Source organism: Marinobacter xestospongiae (assembly GCF_023156385.1).
In the GTDB taxonomy this organism is placed as follows: domain Bacteria; phylum Pseudomonadota; class Gammaproteobacteria; order Pseudomonadales; family Oleiphilaceae; genus Marinobacter; species Marinobacter xestospongiae.
The window spans coordinates 1-16,536 of sequence record NZ_JAKZAK010000029.1; the positions used below are offsets into that span (position 1 = coordinate 1).

At 57.0% G+C, this 16,536-nt stretch carries 14 protein-coding genes and 1 pseudogene; 5 read left to right on the forward strand and 10 right to left on the reverse strand.

The features are described from left to right. Window positions 1–528: 528 nt before the first annotated feature. A pseudogene (locus tag MLD24_RS21705) lies at window positions 529–615 on the forward strand (VOC family protein); the annotation flags it as partial. Window positions 616–694: 79 nt separating this feature from the next. Here MLD24_RS21705 and MLD24_RS18240 read toward each other — a convergent pair. The 9 genes from MLD24_RS18240 to MLD24_RS18280 form a co-directional block, all read right to left on the reverse strand. Continuing rightward, window positions 695–2,161: an aldehyde dehydrogenase family protein gene (locus MLD24_RS18240; RefSeq protein WP_248168529.1), complete on the reverse strand. Its 1,467-nt coding sequence runs from the start codon at window positions 2,159–2,161 to the stop codon at window positions 695–697. Continuing rightward, window positions 2,154–3,248, reverse strand: coding sequence for an aromatic ring-hydroxylating oxygenase subunit alpha (locus MLD24_RS18245; RefSeq protein WP_248168531.1), 1,095 nt, complete (start codon window positions 3,246–3,248; stop codon window positions 2,154–2,156). Before MLD24_RS18245 ends, MLD24_RS18240 begins: the two co-directional genes overlap by 8 nt. Before the next feature lie 483 nt (window positions 3,249–3,731). After that, the gene (locus MLD24_RS18250; protein ID WP_248168532.1) at window positions 3,732–5,408 is read right to left on the reverse strand and encodes a BCCT family transporter; all 1,677 of its coding nucleotides are present in this window, start codon (window positions 5,406–5,408) and stop codon (window positions 3,732–3,734) included. A 102-nt stretch (window positions 5,409–5,510) separates the two neighbouring features. Beyond that, on the reverse strand, window positions 5,511–6,617 hold the full coding sequence (locus tag MLD24_RS18255; RefSeq protein WP_248168534.1) for a mandelate racemase/muconate lactonizing enzyme family protein: 1,107 nt from the start codon (window positions 6,615–6,617) through the stop codon (window positions 5,511–5,513). Window positions 6,618–6,641: 24 nt separating this feature from the next. After that, a complete protein-coding gene (locus MLD24_RS18260; RefSeq protein WP_248168536.1) occupies window positions 6,642–7,589 on the reverse strand; it encodes a PDR/VanB family oxidoreductase in 948 nt (315 codons plus the stop codon). A gap of 135 nt (window positions 7,590–7,724) precedes the next feature. Then, complete coding sequence (locus tag MLD24_RS18265; protein ID WP_248168538.1) at window positions 7,725–8,588, reverse strand: HpcH/HpaI aldolase/citrate lyase family protein; 864 nt, start codon at window positions 8,586–8,588, stop codon at window positions 7,725–7,727. Next, window positions 8,585–9,982, reverse strand: a complete 1,398-nt coding sequence (locus MLD24_RS18270; RefSeq protein WP_248168540.1) for an MmgE/PrpD family protein — start codon at window positions 9,980–9,982, stop codon at window positions 8,585–8,587. The genes MLD24_RS18265 and MLD24_RS18270 overlap by 4 nt, the downstream gene beginning before the upstream one ends. Before the next feature lie 9 nt (window positions 9,983–9,991). After that, window positions 9,992–10,837, reverse strand: coding sequence for an HTD2 family dehydratase (locus MLD24_RS18275; protein WP_248168542.1), 846 nt, complete (start codon window positions 10,835–10,837; stop codon window positions 9,992–9,994). After that, window positions 10,830–11,987 (reverse strand): CaiB/BaiF CoA transferase family protein, encoded by a 1,158-nt coding sequence (locus tag MLD24_RS18280; protein ID WP_248168544.1) that lies wholly within the window; start codon window positions 11,985–11,987, stop codon window positions 10,830–10,832. The genes MLD24_RS18275 and MLD24_RS18280 overlap by 8 nt, the downstream gene beginning before the upstream one ends. Window positions 11,988–12,217: 230 nt before the next feature. On the opposite strand from MLD24_RS18280, the gene MLD24_RS18285 reads away from it, so the two are divergent. Further along, on the forward strand, window positions 12,218–13,111 hold the full coding sequence (locus tag MLD24_RS18285; RefSeq protein ID WP_248168546.1) for a LysR substrate-binding domain-containing protein: 894 nt from the start codon (window positions 12,218–12,220) through the stop codon (window positions 13,109–13,111). A gap of 265 nt (window positions 13,112–13,376) precedes the next feature. Here MLD24_RS18285 and MLD24_RS18290 read toward each other — a convergent pair whose 3' ends face one another. After that, window positions 13,377–14,345 (reverse strand): replication endonuclease, encoded by a 969-nt coding sequence (locus tag MLD24_RS18290; RefSeq protein ID WP_248168548.1) that lies wholly within the window; start codon window positions 14,343–14,345, stop codon window positions 13,377–13,379. 263 nt (window positions 14,346–14,608) lie between these two features. Here MLD24_RS18290 and MLD24_RS21755 point away from each other — a divergent pair, with 263 nt between their 5' ends. From MLD24_RS21755 to MLD24_RS18300, 3 genes are all read left to right on the forward strand, one after another. Further along, a complete protein-coding gene (locus tag MLD24_RS21755) occupies window positions 14,609–14,869 on the forward strand; it encodes a DUF2442 domain-containing protein (protein WP_227175918.1) in 261 nt (86 codons plus the stop codon). 41 nt (window positions 14,870–14,910) lie between these two features. Beyond that, window positions 14,911–15,210, forward strand: a complete 300-nt coding sequence (locus MLD24_RS18295) for a hypothetical protein (RefSeq protein ID WP_248168550.1) — start codon at window positions 14,911–14,913, stop codon at window positions 15,208–15,210. A 306-nt stretch (window positions 15,211–15,516) separates the two neighbouring features. Further along, entirely contained in the window at window positions 15,517–16,416 is a 900-nt protein-coding gene (locus MLD24_RS18300) for an alpha/beta fold hydrolase (protein WP_248168552.1), read from the forward strand. The last annotated feature ends 120 nt before the right edge of the window (window positions 16,417–16,536 follow it).

Below are 16,536 nucleotides of genomic sequence, written 5' to 3' on the forward strand. Positions count from 1 at the left end.
GTCAGTTGTCGGTATCCCATCACTGCTTCACTTTGGTCGGTAAAGCGAATGAGGGTACCGGCAGCGACCCTCCTTCCTCTACCTCGTTATCTCAAAGTGCTGCGGTTATTGTCTGACATCAGGACGTTAACGACTCTTTTTAGTGCCCAAGGCAAAGGTTTGGACTGGTCTTCATCTTTGGCATGGATTAGGGGCGCCTTCAATTCTCAAGCTCAACTGACTGAGGCGCGCCGGCTTTTTATGTGCGCATTACCCGAGCGAAACGGGGGTGCACTTCATCGATTCTGCTGGATGATCCTCGCGCTTCGTAAAGGAGCCAAAACAACGTTAAACTAATTCCCAATTGCAAACAGGCATGGTTCAGAGCTTTGACAACCAAATCGGCTTTGGGGCTGGATTACATCGCCCAACCAACAACGCGCCGGGCATACAAATCCATTTCGACAGCCGGATAGCTCCACCGCTGGCCGCTCCAGAATAGAGTAAGGATCAGGTCGTAGTCGGACGATTTCCATGCCTGTCCTCTCAGAACCGGGTCAGCGCATTCCCAACCAGTTCTACGGCGCCGATGTGAAAGACCCAGACGGCAAGAAACTGGCGTTTCTCCACTTCGGCCAATCCAAAAAAGCCTCGAACAGGCGAGGCTTGAAGGGGAACACAGGCTTGCAGATCGGCCCGTCGGCGGCCGACTGTCCTACTCCTTGATGGCGATACCAATATTCTTGGTCTGCACGTAGTTAAAAAGAGCTTCGCGACCTTTTTCGCGACCGTAGCCGGATTTGCCGTAACCTCCAAACGGCGTTTCAACACCGCCGGCATACCATTCGTTGACGAAAATCTGACCGGCTCTCATGTCCCTGGCAACTCGCATGGCTTTATGCACATTGGCGGAGTATACCCCACCTACCAGGCCGTAATCGGTGCCGTTGGCGATGGCCAGTGCCTCAGCCTCAGTGCGGAACTTTAGAACCGCTACCACCGGACCAAAGACCTCATCCCGGGCAATTTCCATTTCGGGAGTGACCTCGGCCACCACCGTGGGTGCCAGAAAATAACCGTTGCCTTCCAGGCGCTGACCACCCGCGGCAATTATGGCGCCGGCCTCCCGGGCCCTGCCACACATGGCTTCCGCCTTGTCCCGCTGCTGCCGGGAAATCATCGCACCCATGTTGCGCCCGAACTCCGGAAACTGGCTGCCGGCCCCGACGGTCAGACTGTTCGCCATCTCCGCCACGCGACTGACCACCTGATCGTAGATCGATTCGTGCACGATCAGTCGCGACAGGGCGGAGCAAACCTGGCCGGCATTGAAGAAGATACCCCAGCGGACATCCTCTACCAGTGCGTCGATATCGGCATCCTCGAAAACTAGGGCAGCGGATTTGCCGCCCAGTTCCAGCACGCAGGGCACCACGTTTCTGGCGGCCGCTTCGGCGATGGCGATGCCGGTGGGCACCGAACCGGTGAACACCAGCTGATTGATTTCCGCGTGCCCGGAGAGCGCTGCCCCAGCCTCCTTACCGTAGCCGCACAGAATGTTCAGGGCGCCGGCCGGCAGACCGACATGCTCGCCAGCCTCGGCGATGTACCGAACCGAAAGGGGGTCTAGCTCCGGCGTCTTCACGACGCAGGTATTGCCGGTAGCCAGGGCTGCCGATATCGAACGCGCGCTCATCTCCAGTGGGTAGTTCCATGGAATGATGTGGGCGGTCACCCCGTAGGGCTCGTACACGGTGAAATCATAGTACTGGCCACCGAGGGGTATCGAACGCCCTTCCAAGGTTTCGGCCTGGTTTCCGTAGTACTCGAAATAACGTGCCGCGCTTTCAATTTCCAGCCTGGCCTCCCAAAGGGGCTTACCCGCATCCAGGCATAGGACACTAGCAATCTCGTCAATGTTATCGAGCAGGTACTGACCCATACGCTGGACCAGCCGACCGCGTTCCACCGGCCGCAAATGTCGGAACTCGCCCTTTTGATGACAGCGTTTGGCCGCCTGGACCGCTAGATCCACATCCTCCGCTGATGCGCACTCCTGCCTGGCAATTTCCTGATCGGTAGCGGGGTCCAGCACCGATATGGGGCTGGCGCTGCCGTTGACCCAGGCACCGTTGACGAAATTCGGCCAGCGTTCGCGCGGCAAAGTGGATTGTTCAGTCATCGAGAGCCTCCCGTACCCAGTTGTGAATGGTCATTAGTGAATGTTCAGACATCACGCCTTCGGCGGGATCGACCACCAAAGGACCACCTGTGTAACCGCGGCTTTTAAGGCCACGCTGAACCGACTCAACCAGCACCAGATCTTCGGCGACGGTAGTGTCGAAATCCTGCTTGGCCAGTTGGCGAATCGCATCGGATTCTTCACCGCCTACTGTGTACCAGCCGCGATAGACCTTCACCTTGTCTACACCGGCGGGCACCCAGTGATAAGTGTTGAGCACATTACCCGGATAGACTTGGAAGGAGAATCCAGGCCACAGGAACCACGATTTATAGCGGGTGGCATAGGCGTTGGCCTCCGGATCAATCATATAAGTCATACTCTCGAGATTCTGACACTCGGTGGTGTGCTGCAGCGTATAGCCTACGTGCTTCACGTTGTAGGTTTCCGGCTTGATCACGCCGTCAACGAAGGTTTTGTGGTTGGCGCTGCAGTGGTAGCACTCGGAGTAGTTCTCCACCGACACCTTCCAGTTGCAGTCCTCTGAAATCTCAATGAACTCAAGCGGTTGCAGATCGTCGATTTGTGGCACGAATTCACGCAGCTCTTCACGCACGCCAGGGAAGACTTCATCCATGGGTTTGGCGTTGGGGTCGAGATTCACGAAAATGAAGCCGCAGAAAATTTCGGTGATAACCTGAGGTAAGCAGATCTTGCTTTTGTCAAACCCGTTGACCGAATCCAAATTAGGGCCGTTACGCAGCTGGCCGGTCAGGTCATAGCCCCAGGTGTGGTAGGGGCAAACCAGCATACGGGTGTTACCCGACTCGTTTTGCACGATTTCATGACCGCGGTGCTGACACACGTTGTAGAACGTGCGCACCTCGTCTTTGCGGTCGCGCACGCAAAACAGGCTTTCGCCGGCCACTTCCAGGCGGAAGTAATCCCCCTTGTTGGGGATCTGCGATACGTGCCCCGCGAACTGCCAAGTAGTCGCCAGCAGTGTCTGCCTCTCCTTCTCGTAAATGGCAGGATCGGTATAGTACTTAGGTTCGAGAGCGTAGATTAAATTGTTGTGATCTCTCATTGCTAATATCTCACTAAAAATAGGCACTTAAGTCATTACTAACGACGTTTTTGATCGCACGAATCGAACTGCATCCATGCACATTTCTGACGATACGCCAGGACTATCAATAAAAAAATTTATTTTTAGCTTACAAGTCATTTACTTTTATTGACCAGATGTTTCGGCGAGAGTAACGCGCCGGGTAGCCTGTGTTTTCTGCTATTGTCAGTCGACCAAGGGCCCTTTTGCAGGCAAGAAAACATGACGGCAGACCGTCAGCAGAACAAGCAACGCTGGGAGATGTGAGCGTGGCGGATTACCATGGCGGGGATTGGCCTTAATGACCTGACGAAAACTCGGCGAAAACGCAGCGGTCGGAGGAGGCGGTCAGGGGCACGGCGAACGTATACCGGAGGGGGGCTGTGAGCTGCTCTTTGAGCAGAAGTCGACCCCGGGGGGAGCTGCAAGCACAGGCCCCGGGGTCGTTCGGTCGAAACGATCCTACTTGTTGCGCAGGTAGGCCGGCTCAGCCTTCTCATTGCCGGTTGACGAAATTGGCTCGTCTCTCAAGCCTTTGATCACCGAGTAACAGGCGATCAGCAGCACGATAGCAAACGGCAATCCAGTTGAGACGGTCATTGCCTGCAATGCGCTCATGCCACCACCAAGGATCAGGGCAACCACAACCACGCCGGAGCTCATGCACCAGAAAATCTTCTGGGGTGTCGGAGTGTCCATCTTGCCGCCGGCAGCCATGGAATCTAGCACCAGCGCGCCGGAGTCAGCGGAGGTGATGAAGAAAATCACGATCAGCATCATGGTGATGAAGGAGGTGATTTCCGCCAATGGCAGGCGATCCAGCATCACGAACAACTTCAGAGGCAGGTCCGCTTCCTTGAGCGCGTTGTAGCTTTCGTTGAAGTACATATCCAGGCCCAGACCACCAAATACACTGAACCACAGGATGCATACCGATGAGGGCAACAGCAGCACCGCAATCATGAACTCTCGAACCGTGCGTCCTCGGGAGATACGGGCGATGAACATGCCGACAAATGGGCTCCAGGCCACCCACCAAGCCCAGTAGAAGGCGCTCCAGCCAGCTGCGAAGTTCTGGTCTTCACGACCAATTGGATTGGAAAGCTCTGGCAGGTAACGCAGGTAAGCCATGAAAGAGTCGCTGATGCCAGCCAGAATCTGCAGTGTCGGCCCCACCGTCACAACGATTAGCAGCAGAATGGCCGCCAAGATCATATTGAACTCAGACAGCCTCTTAATGCCAGCCTTGATACCCAACAAGACCGAGACCAGGGCACCACCGGTGATCAATATGGCAATGATGATCTGTGCTAGGTCGCCGTCGGGGAGACCAAACAGGTAGTTCAGACCGGACGCGGTTTGAGCGGAGCCGAACGACAGCGTGGGAGCAATGCCGAAAATAGTCGCCACAATCGCCATTACATCAATGACATGGCCCGGCCAACCCCAGATACGCTCGCCCAAAATCGGATAGAACATCGAGCGCATGGTCAACGGCAATCCTTTATTGAAGGCAAACAAAGCGAGGGCAAGAGCCATGAAGGCGTAAATACCCCAGGCATGAAGTGCCCAGTGGTAAGCCGAGGCCGCCATACCGACACTGCCGGCGGATTCCTGATCTCCAGCGGTTCCAGCCAGCGGACTCCAGTCCGTCCGCACCCCATTATCGCCCACCACGGCGCCGTTGTAGGAGTCAAGTGCGTGGGTCAGAGGTTCAGAAACACCGAAGAAGATGAGGCTTGTCCCCATGCCCGCTGCGAACAGCATAGAGAACCAACCGAGATACCCATAGTCCGGTTTGGCATCGGTTCCACCCAACCTGACGTTCCCCAGGCGGCTGAAGGCCACCAAAACGCAGATCACCAGAAAGATATTGGACACCATGATGAAGAAACTGCTCAGCTCTACCGTCAGCCAATCACGCATGGCGACAAAAATCACTTCGGCAGCGTCCTGAAAAGCTATCGCGAAAAACGCGATAGAAAGAACGATAATGCCCGCGACAATGAATACTCGGTTGTGGACGTCAAAAAAGATCGGGCCAATGCGGGATTCTATGTTGTCTTGGCCCAATTCATAGTCGGTATCGATGCGGTTTGCCCGGCCTTCCGGCAAGATCACTTGCTCTTTATCAGACATTGAAAATACTCCTTTATATTTGGAATTTTTCCCAATAACCGTGGCGCTCCTGTATACCAGCAGGTCGGCAACGACGGGTGCTTGTAGACTGGAGCGGAAAGATCAGGAGAACGCGATTGCAGGCTCGCCTAGGACCGACAGGTCAGGGGCAACACCGAGTCCCGGTGCCTGGCTGACCGACGCAAAACCGTCCTTGACGAAGTAGGCTTCGCTGGACAACTTGGGGCCAACATAGTCCGCCAGATTGCAGACGTTCATGATGGCTGACCGGTCGGTGGCGCTGGCCAGATGCATCAGCGCGCTGGTGGTGATGTCACTGCCCCAGGTGTCTTCAATCACCATCTTGGTGCCAAGTTCCAGGCACAGATCACGGGCTCTGCGGGTGGCACTGATGCCACCGAATTTCGACAGTTTCAGCGCGGCCGCGTCCATGCAACCCAATTGGTGGCCATGAAGCAAGCTGTGAATGTCGTGCGCGCTCTCATCCAGCTTCATAGGTAACCCAGTGGCATGGCGCACCACGCTGCAGCTTTCAATAGTCGCGCAAGGCTGCTCCAGCATCACGTCCAGCGACGACAGCGCGCGACCGGCCCGAATGGCATCCAACTGACTAAAACCGCAGTTCCAGTCACCAAATACCAGCGGTCCATTGCCCACTGCGTTTCTTACTGCTTCCATGCGCCCAACGTCCCGACGCCAATCGTTATCGCTGCCGAGCTTAACCTGGAATTGACGTATACCTTCCCGGTAACCCTCTTCAGCAATCGCTGCCATCTTGTCGGGGTCGGTGCAGGTAATGGATTTATACAGCGGCAGCTTTTCGGTTTGCAGACCACCCAACAGACTATACAGCGGCAGGCCGGCGGCCTTGGCGGTCAGGTCCCAGAGCGCAATGTCGATGGCTGATTTAGCGTACACATGCCCGATCAGGTGCCTGTCCAGCTTTTTCATCAAAGCTTCCGGGCCAATCGGGTCGGCACCGATCAGCACTTCGGCCATCTCGGAAATGGCGGGGATGACACCATCGGCGTATGCCGGCAGGTAATGGGGAATCGGACAAACCTCACCCCAGCCACTTATACCGGCATCCGTGTCGATTCTTAAGATGATAGAGGGCACCGACAGGCAGGTTTTGCCACCGGCCATGTAGTAGGGAACATGGCTAATGAGATCGATTTTCCAAATACTTATTTTTGTAATGCTGGTCATGATGTTTGTCCCTATGGGTTGAACTTACATATCGAGTACCAAAACCTCAGATTTTGCACGTGACACACATACACACATGCAATCGCCTTCGGCCCGTTCTTCGTCATCGAGCACGCTATCCCTATGGTCTATTTCGCCTTCCAGAACATCGGTAATACAGGAACCGCAAAGCCCCGAAGAGCAGCCATAGTGAACATCGAAGCCCTTGCTATTGAGCACCGAAAGAATGCTTTCGTCGGAAGGAATGGCGATGTGCTCGCCGGTTGAATTGATCACCACCGTGAAAGCGGTGTTGTCCACTTCTGCCGAAGAGATGGGAGCGGAGAATCGTTCAAAAAACACAATTCCACGTACCTGCTCGCCGCTGACATCCTGAAGGCGTTTGAGCAGCACTTCCGGGCCACAGATGTAGTAGTGGGTGTTCTCCGGGTAGCTCTGGACGAACGCCTGTAAGTCCAGATAGCCGTCAGTGTCATCACAGTGGAGTTGGTAATTCGCGCCCAGATCCAAGTCCTTGAATAACCCGTGAAAGGCTGCGTGCTCTTTGCTACGCACCAGGTAATAGACACGGAATTCACGGCCGGCTTTCTTTAGTTCGCTGGCCATAGCGTAGATTGGGGTCACGCCAATGCCACCGCCTATCAATACGACAGGCTGATCGTCACTCTGTAGCGGGAAGTTATTGCGAGGACCGGCAATCTCAAGTTCCGCACCTTCCTGCAAATGGTGCATGGCCAGTGAGCCGCCGCGGCCGTTGTCTTCGCGTTTCACCGCGACGGAGAACGATTTCCGGTCCTGCTGCCACTCCCAGACCGAATAGTTTCGAACCAGGTCGGGGCCCAGCACCACATCGACATGACATCCTGCATCGAACGCGTCGAAAACGCCGTCTATGGCCTCAAAGGTGAAGCTGCTGATTTCATCGCTCAGATCGATTTTTTTTGTCAAACGGGAGCGAATTGTATTAGCCATGATGTCGATCCTCTTACCTAACCAACGTTATGGATTACAGCCATCCTTCACCGATAAACCGGATGATTCTGCACCACTGGTTGCCACCCGAAGCGAGTGGCTTTATTTTTCGCCAGATATGTCTGGCTTTATGGCCTACGGCTTGTCCTGTTTTCCGGTTACCAGCGCCTGCCGGGCCAGTAGCCGCTCCGCCCGCAGGGCCACCGGCAGGTCAATCATCTTGCCGTCTACCGCTGCTACTCCAAGATGATCCCGCTTCGCCTGCTCGAAGGCAGCCACGATGCGCTGGGCCTGCGCCACGTCAGCAGCATCCGGCGAGAACAGACGGTTAAGCACCTCGATCTGAGCCGGGTGAATGGCAAAGCCACCAACAATGCCCAAGGTCAGCGAACGGCTGACGCTGGCCTCAAAAGCATCAATATCGCGAAACTCGGCTATGCTGCCGACGTAACCGAGCAGCTCAATGCCCGCAGCCTTACATGCGATGTTCACCTGCATGGTGGGTACCAGCAGGCTGTCCCAGCAGGGAGTCATGCCCATATCGAACGACAGGTCTTCGGTACCGATGCTCAGTGCCAGCAGACGGGCATCGGCAGAAGCGATTTCCGGCGCGTTGAGCAGACCGGCCGGGCTTTCTACCAGCCCGATAATGCCGATCTCTGTGTCGGCCAGTGTCGCAGCGACATGCTGCACTTGTTTGGCAGATTCCACCTTCGGCAAGACCAACAGGTCGCAGCCAGCATCGATTACGGCTGGCAGGTCCAGTGCCAGCAGCTCATCGGGCGCGTTGACCCGCACCGCGGACTGCTTGCCGGCCGCGCGTATCCGCTCGCAGTGGCCTGCGAGAGCCTGACGGGCCTCCGGTTTACTGCTCGCCGGCACTGCATCTTCCAGATCGAGCACGATGACATCTGCGGCACCGACGACAGCTTTGGAAACCAGCTTGTCGTTTTGGCCTGGCACGTACAGAAGTGAGCGCATGATTCCTGGGGTTTTCATGATATTTCCTCCACGGGAGCCAGTCCGGATACCGTTGTCTGCTGTGCTGTTTTGAACAGATCGGTGGCCGCCAGAACTGTGCTTTCCTGATCCTGAAGCAGGGCTCTGGCCTGTTCGGCTGGCAGTCCGCAGTCACACACTTTCTGCAACAACTGGTCCTCGGTCATAGGCCGTTCGGCGCCACCCGGCACCGCCAATCCCTGGGCGGTGAGCTGGGTGCCACTTGCCAAGGTGACCACCAAGGTCTCCGGGCTGCTGGGCCCAATATCACCGGAGTGGCCTTCCGGCAATTCGTAGAGATCCAACTCCACCATCGCGGCCAGGGTACGTAGGCGGTCATCACGAAACGCCTGCTCTTCGAAATCAGCCGGGGTTACATGACCCCGAAGCAGGCCCGCCGCCACGCAATAGGGCACTGAGAACCGCGCCTCGGCATCGTTTTCGGGCAAACCAAAACGGGCCACCTGATAAAAAGGCCGCGGGATCCGGTACTGAATGCGGACAATGGCGTCACCCGGCACCAGCTGACGAGAAAGGTTTTCGCCACTCTGTATCGGTCGCTGGGTATAGGCGCAGCTCGGCCAGAGTTTACGGATGACGGGGAAAAGGCGAACGCCCTGGCCAAGCTGCGCGCGGGCCATGGCCTGATCGAATCCCGGCGAACTGTTGGTGCCGTATAGGTGGATAAAGCCCGAGGGAATGTCCCACAAGTCGGTATTGGCCGTCGCGCCGGCCTTGGCCATCAGTGCCGCCCGCAGGCCTGCCTGGGCAGCTAGGCCTTCGTGGATGGCTTTCGCATGGGAGCCGGTCTGTCGCAGGGTGCCGGCTGAGGAGCTGGACGCCAAAGCCATGGCGTTGGCCATTTGCTGGCTGGTGAGGTTCAGCGCACGGCTGACCCCGGCAGCAACACCGACGGGGCCTAAAGTCAGCGTCGAATGCCAGCCTTTGTCGTAATGGCCGTACCCCAAGGCCTGCCCCATTTGAACCACGGCTTCGTGGCCAACCAACCAGGCGTCACACACTTCCCTGAGCGTCAAGTTCCGGGCCACCGCTAAGCTAAACAAGGCGCTGAACAGAGGGCCGCTGGCGTGGCTGGAACCGGACAATTCGTAATCGTCGAAATCCAGTGCGTGCACACGGGCGCCGTTGAGCAGCGCGGCGGCGCTCAAGCTGTGGGCGCGACCACCACCCACGGACACCACCGCACCGCCGTCGCCGTCCTCGTCGAGGGCCGCAGCCACTGCCTTGGGCTGATGCATGTCACGGCCGAGGAACATGCAAGCCAGCGTATCGACCAAACTGAACCGGGCAACCGACTGCGCCTCCTCGCACAGGGCCAGCTCCGGCGTGGTGGCCCAGGTGCAGAACTGCTTGGAAAAAACGGATTGGCTCATAGCGTCACCTCACTCCTGATCCTGGAACACGGCTTCTGCCTGCATGGCAAGCGCATCGTCGTGACGGCGGGCCCATAGTTTCATGACATCGCCTTCGCGCCGGCCTTCAATCCGGAACGGGTGGTTGGCGGTGATTGGTGCCAGCCCCCTGAAATTAAAGCTGTCGGGATTGCGCCCCATGGTTCGTGCAGCCAGGTCCACCAGCAAGGTAGCGGTCAACGGTCCATGGAATACCAGGCCCTCGTAGCCTTCCACGTCGCGGGCATAGTCGACGTCGTAATGAATGCGATGGCCATTAAAAGTGAGAGCCGAATAGCGATACAGCATCACTTCGGTGGGCGATACCTCTTCCACCACTTCCGCATTGTCCGGCGCCAGCTTAGGAGCAGGCTGGGGTGCGTCGGCGGCGGGATCTTCGCGGTACACGATGTCCTGCTCTTCAGTAAAGGCCAGATGGCTTCCGGAATAAATTTCGTGCAACACGGTGACAAAGCACAGGACGCCAGTGCGGCCTTCTTTATGGGAGATGTTGCGAATGGTGGACACCTTCCGCACTGGCTCGCCGAGGCGCAGCGGCGCGATGAATTCGAAACGGCCACCCGCCCACATCCTACGAGGCAGATCCACCGGGGGCAGGAACCCACCTTTTCTCGGATGGCCGTCCCGGCCCAGTAACGAGGCCGGCTTGGCCTCCAGAAAATACAGCCAGTGCCACAGAGGCGGCAGTTCGTCGCCTTTTTTCAGCACGGCGTCCCGATCCAATGTTGCTTCCATGAACCGAACGGGCTGCAGGCGCAGTTCGTCATCGAAGGTTTCACTGCGACCCAGCCAGTTCATCACGTTGGTGTCAGACATTTGAAGTTTCCTCTAACTGCTGCTTGGAAAATTCCTGGCGAACCCGTTCGGTATCAGACCCGGTGGCCGGGGCAGCCGCCGTTGTGGCTTCCCCACCTGCATCCAGCCAGCGAATGGGCTGCGCCGGAATGCTGACCATGGAACCTGAATCCGTGCCGACATTCCGGCGCCGCAGTGCCGGGTGCTGGCCCAGGGCGGCCACGCTGTTGACTGCCCCGAAGGCGATGCCGGCTTTACTGAGCCGGGCCTTGAATTCGTTCTGGCTGATAGTGCGGGTTACTGATGTAATCAGCTGCTCCAGCTCATCTCGATGGACAACCCGGTCGTTGTTGGACTGAAAACGGGCATCGTCGGCCAGAGCTGGATCGCTCAGCACGATGTCGCAAAAGCGTGGCCACTCTCGGTTGTTCTGGATCGAAATTAGGGTCAGCTCGCCGTCGTTGGTTTCAAAGGCACCGTAGGGAGCCATGCTTGGATGTTTCAGCCCTACACGCTTCGGCGCGCCCTTGCCGTATTCCTCGTGCATCAAGGGCACGCTCATCCAGTCGGCAGCCACGTCGAACAGGGACACCGCCAGGGCCGATCCCTGGCCGGTGCGCTCACGTTTGAGCAGCGCTTCGAGGACGGCGGCGTGGGAGGTCATGCCGGCTCCAATATCGCAAATGGACACCCCGATCCGGCCCATTTCGTTGACACCGCCACTGATTCCGGTCAGTCCGGATTCCGCCTGGATCAGAAAGTCGTAAGCCTTGAGATGACTCACCGCATCGCTTTCCCCGTAGCCGGTGATGTCGAGGGTAATCAGGCGGGGGTAATCGCGGCGTAGGCGCTCGGAGCCGAAGCCGGCCCGGGCGATGGCACCCGGCGCCAGGTTCTGTACGAAGACATCGGCCTTGGACAGCAACTGCTCAAGCAGCTCGGCGTCGTCATGCTCCCGAAAGTTCAGTACAACCGACTCTTTGCCCTGGTTGGTCCAAGTGAAGTATGAGCTGGAGCCGTTGGCGGCCCGGTCATAGTCCCGGGCAAAATCACCCTCTGCCCGCTCAACCTTAATAACCCTGGCGCCAGCCTCCACCAGTCTGGCCGTGCACAATGGGGCCGCAAGAGCCTGCTCAATGGATACAACCAGCAATCCTTCCAGTGGCCGCATGTTTACCTCCGCCGAATGTTTAAGAGATCCAGAATTGGATGACTTTTGGTCTACCTCTGGACTATAAAAACTTCTCCGACGAAAAAAAATTTACTTTTTATTTGCTGCTAGTAAATATTTTTTTTACAGTTCGATCGATCGTAAGGCTAGGCAGCTGATCGCTGACCGGCCCGCGCGGGCGCGGCTTTCTGAGGTGATGGCTGCTCGAACATCGACTGAAGGTGAGGACTATGTACAAATTTCCACCCCTGTACGCCTTGCGCGTCTTCGAAGCCGTGGCTCGATTGGGCGGGGTCAGAATGGCGGCCCAGGAGCTGTGCGTAACGCCCCCTGCCGTCAGTCATCAGCTAGCCAAGCTGGAGGAATATCTGGAATCACCCTTGTTTATCCGCAAGGGACGTACCTTGCTGCTCACCGAAGTGGCCCGCGATTACCTGACCGAAATTCGTCCCAGTCTGCTGGCTATCGGCCGCGCCACCGCCATCGCGTCGCAAAAGAAAAACCGGGAGACCCTCACGGTTGCGGCTCCGCCATCGCTCACCACCAAATGGCTGATTCCGCGTTTGGCACGGTTTTCCGAGGCTTTCCCCCAGTACGATGTCCGGCTGCTCGACCGAATGATTTTGGCGCCGGAAGAGAAGGGCATAGACATCGCGATTGAATACCGCTTCGAAGAGGACCCGCACTTCACCACGCGCCTGTTACTGAATGACGAAGTAGTGGCGCTGACGAGTCACGAGTACGCCCATAAACACGACCTGAGATCCATCGAGGACTTGCGTGGCCTGACCCTGATCGAGACCGAGCGCCGGCTGAATTCCTGGAAGTCGATCCTAGCGGATTTCCCCTGGGTCAAGGACCAACCGTTTCTGTCGGTGGGCTATTCCCTTCACGCCTTTGAGGCTGCGGCTCAAGGCCTTGGGGTTGCCCTCGGCAACCGCATCAATGCCGAGGGTATGCTGGAAAGCGGTGAGTTGTGCGTGCCGTTCGAAATCGACGAAACCCAGTTGCCGCCACTGCCACGTTACTTCCTAAGTATCCCGCCGCACAAAGAACGCTGGGCGCGGGTGGCAACCTTCGTCGACTGGCTGGAGCAGGAACTGGCGGTTGAAACCTCCATTTGACGCTAGCAGAACAGAAAAGGGCGCCATTCAACACACAAACCATGCACACTGGAGTCACCCTCTCAGCTTGGTCTGGATGAACGCAGTTCGAGACCTAGCCACTTTGGCGACAATCGGCTGTTGGATTTTCCTCCGGTCCCCGCGCATTCACTACCCGAACCACGAGTCCATTGGACTTGCGCCGATGCGTGTGACACACCTTAGCCTCAAATCAGTGGCTCGGACCTGAATGTTCGCTTTGCGACCATAGTGATCGAAGACTGGTTCACGCAGGTTGCTTGTGCAGCGTACAGTTATTGACAGAACTCCAAGGAGGCGCGTTCGCGCCTCTTACTGCAACTCCCCCAAGCTCGATAGCCTGGTCGCGGTCCTCAGACTGAGTGTTGCGACTGATTGTCCACTCATAGATTCTGGTAACTACTCTCCCAGCAGAACCAATCAAGCCGTGGAGCTTTTGCGCGACTTCATAATATTTGGTCTCGCTGGGCCTCGGGATCATAAGAGCTCGTAAAGGCATGTCCTTCTGAGGAAGGCAAACACCGCCCATCAACTCTACGTAGCGTTTCCATTCTCCGTTGTCGGCGGCCTGTTCCAAATCTGCGAGTAGCCCTTCCTTTAGCTGCTCCGTATTCCTTAGGCGCCGGAGTTCGCGATATACCGTTACGCTTGGAGCACCCATGAACTGGAACTGGCGAATACCCCAGATACTAGCCCAGGCTCTGATTCGGGCAGCCGATTCAACAGCGTCATTGCCGTAGGAATCTTCGCCTACCTCATAGCCGTCGATCGATTTGGAGATATATTTCGTTACGTAGCCCGTGGCTCGACCTTTTTCCGGGTCAATTTCCTCTATCACAAATCGGTTCTCGGCGGCGCCATGTTCTTCTCCATCCTCCTGGAGTGCGTGCTCGCGGAATACCTGATTTGCTACTGGAATAGCTTCCTTATCCATGAACATGAGCAGGTGCCAGTGAGGTGTGCCGTCGTGGTGGGGCTCTACCGTTCTGATTCCGTACCAATCAATACCTTTTCGTTGCAGAGCCGCACGTACGCGAGCCCCCTCTGTCAGCCTAGTTGCGGCGATTTTCAACCCAGTTGTCCAGTTGGCGGTTTTGATAGGCTGGTCCGCCCGTTTGGCACAGGGGTCATTCATCGCCTCAATAAAGCCAGCCCAATCGCTTTTATCCACTGCTTGTCGGGCCTTCTCTACAACCTCATCATCGGCATGCTCCAAGCGGCGCAACTCACGCCAGACGGTTAAGGGTGGTCCGCCGACCTGTTAAAACTGACGGATTCCATAGACTTTGGCCCAGGCACGAATACGGGCGGCAACGTCTTTGGTCAGGATTCCATACCAGTCCTCGACATCCTCGCAGTTTTCCTGAGCCTTCGCGGTCGCTGCGCGTTCACTCTTGCCACATCGAGTCATGCCGTATAGATTTTCTCCGACTTCTTGGTATAAATCGTATCGCTTCCTAAGCGATTAAGAGGTGGTCAATGTCAGAGCTTTTGATTACATCTGCAAGACATATAATTGGCCATGTATTGGAGATAAAGTTTAACGATGGTTATTCTTCGGTTGTTGATTTTGAACCATTCATATTCTCTTCCAAACATCCAGACTATGAGCCTTACCAGTCGATTGAAACGTTCCTGAACTTCGACATTGTGGATGGCAACTTAAACTGGGATGACTATACGATGATATTTCCAGTAGCTGACCTTTATCAGAATCGAATCATCCGACTCCCGGAATAAACGCCTTAGTCGGGTGGCAACCGGTTTCAGGAGATCAAGACATGGATGACGGTTACATCAAATCCGCCACCGCAACAGTGCAGAATGGCGTGGCAAAAGCCGACGGCAAGTTCTCAGTCACTACAAGCAGTATCCATTTTGAGCCTTACAACAAGGAATTTGGGCTTGGTCCATACAAACTGGACCGGAACGCGGTGGTAGAGGTTAAAAAATGCTGGGGCAAGGGGGGTGGAATCCTTCCGGTCACCTCCGATGGTATCGAGCTGACGCTGGAGGACGGGAGCGCGTATCAGTTCATTGTCGCCAACCCGGACGATTGGCTGGCGCTGCTTGGTCGATGAACTGCAGGCCAATCAAGATCGACCAGGCTGAAGACTGAAACGGTAGAGCGCACCTCCGCTCCCAGGTCCATCCGCTCCAATTGCGGTAGGAGGGGAGCAAAGGCACGCTCCAGCCGGATACTCGGCAATGGGCTCGTTAGAGTCAAGAACCCCGGCCTTCCTGCCGCAACAAGTGTGACAAGCAACCTATTCAACCTGCACAGGACTTCACGGCGTAATCAACACCTGCTTCAATGTCGGTTTTGGTCCCGCCAGGGACCTTTCGCCAGTCGGGTGTTCCGTCTGGCGCCGATACAAGGAGTACGGATGGACCCGATACCAACGAAGACCCTGCACTGGCAGACACCTGCGGGCGCGAGGCGCACCGTCACCTGGATGGAGGCAGGGGACCCCGGTGGTTTTCCGCTGATTTACGCCCACGGCAATCCCGGCTGTCGGCTGGAGATTGAGTTTTTGCACCTGTCAGCCAAGGCCCATGGCTTTCGGCTGATCACCATGGACCGGCCCGGTCTTGGCGGCTCTTCGCTGGTTCAGCCCTACGATCTCACCCGCTTTGCCGCCGACACCGAGCGACTGGCTGACGAGCTTGGGCTCGCCGGTTTTGCGTTGATGGGCTGGTCCAGTGGTGGGCCAATGGTACTGGCAGCCGCTCACGCTCTGCCGGAACGGGTGCGGGCAGTCGCAGTGGTCGCCAGCTACACCAATTTTGGCGACTGGCCGGAAGGCAAGGAGTTGCTGGACGACTTCCAGCTGCGTGGTCTGGTGTGGCTTGAAGATCGCCCAACGTTGGCAAACCGAGTGCTGTCTGTGGTGCGCTGGACGGATCTGGAACTGCCTAACTTCTACCTCAAGCTGGCCAGGAGAGAGATGGCCCCCAGCGACCGTCAGCAGCTGGAGGACGATGCCCGCGCCGACCTGTTCATCCGCATTCAGCAGGAAGCGCTGCACCAGGGTGTGGAAGGCGCCATGCTGGATCTGGAGATGCAGTGGCAGCCATGGCCGTTCAGCCTGCGTGAGGTGGAGGTACCGGTGCAGCTGTTTCAGGGTCGGGCCGACACCTTTGTTCCCTGGCCGTTTGCCGAACACATGGTGGGCGCCCTGCCGCGGGCGCAGCTCACACTGGCTGACGAGTACGGCCATCTGATGCCCATGGCGCCGGAGGTGCAGCGCCGCATGTTCCGGTCACTGCAGCCGTTTTGTCAGTAGCTCAGCGAACTGATCCGAGGTGCTCCAACCAGACGGGGCACTGAATGTCTTTCCCGACCCGGCCATCCGGACCATTGGCCCACCGGGTCGGGGACGCCACTCGCTTGCCCCTGCTTGTTG

Coding starts and splice junctions, on each gene's coding strand:
- MLD24_RS18280 (WP_248168544.1), bottom strand. CDS start 11,987: ATGCGGCCACTGGAAGGATTGCTGGTTGTATCCATTGAGCAGGCTCTT.
- MLD24_RS18265 (WP_248168538.1), bottom strand. CDS start 8,588: ATGAAAACCCCAGGAATCATGCGCTCACTTCTGTACGTGCCAGGCCAA.
- MLD24_RS18260 (WP_248168536.1), bottom strand. CDS start 7,589: ATGGCTAATACAATTCGCTCCCGTTTGACAAAAAAAATCGATCTGAGC.
- MLD24_RS18240 (WP_248168529.1), bottom strand. CDS start 2,161: ATGACTGAACAATCCACTTTGCCGCGCGAACGCTGGCCGAATTTCGTC.
- MLD24_RS21755 (WP_227175918.1), top strand. CDS start 14,609: ATGTCAGAGCTTTTGATTACATCTGCAAGACATATAATTGGCCATGTA.
- MLD24_RS18300 (WP_248168552.1), top strand. CDS start 15,517: ATGGACCCGATACCAACGAAGACCCTGCACTGGCAGACACCTGCGGGC.
- MLD24_RS18250 (WP_248168532.1), bottom strand. CDS start 5,408: ATGTCTGATAAAGAGCAAGTGATCTTGCCGGAAGGCCGGGCAAACCGC.
- MLD24_RS18245 (WP_248168531.1), bottom strand. CDS start 3,248: ATGAGAGATCACAACAATTTAATCTACGCTCTCGAACCTAAGTACTAT.
- MLD24_RS18285 (WP_248168546.1), top strand. CDS start 12,218: ATGTACAAATTTCCACCCCTGTACGCCTTGCGCGTCTTCGAAGCCGTG.
- MLD24_RS18275 (WP_248168542.1), bottom strand. CDS start 10,837: ATGTCTGACACCAACGTGATGAACTGGCTGGGTCGCAGTGAAACCTTC.
- MLD24_RS18295 (WP_248168550.1), top strand. CDS start 14,911: ATGGATGACGGTTACATCAAATCCGCCACCGCAACAGTGCAGAATGGC.
- MLD24_RS18270 (WP_248168540.1), bottom strand. CDS start 9,982: ATGAGCCAATCCGTTTTTTCCAAGCAGTTCTGCACCTGGGCCACCACG.
- MLD24_RS18255 (WP_248168534.1), bottom strand. CDS start 6,617: ATGACCAGCATTACAAAAATAAGTATTTGGAAAATCGATCTCATTAGC.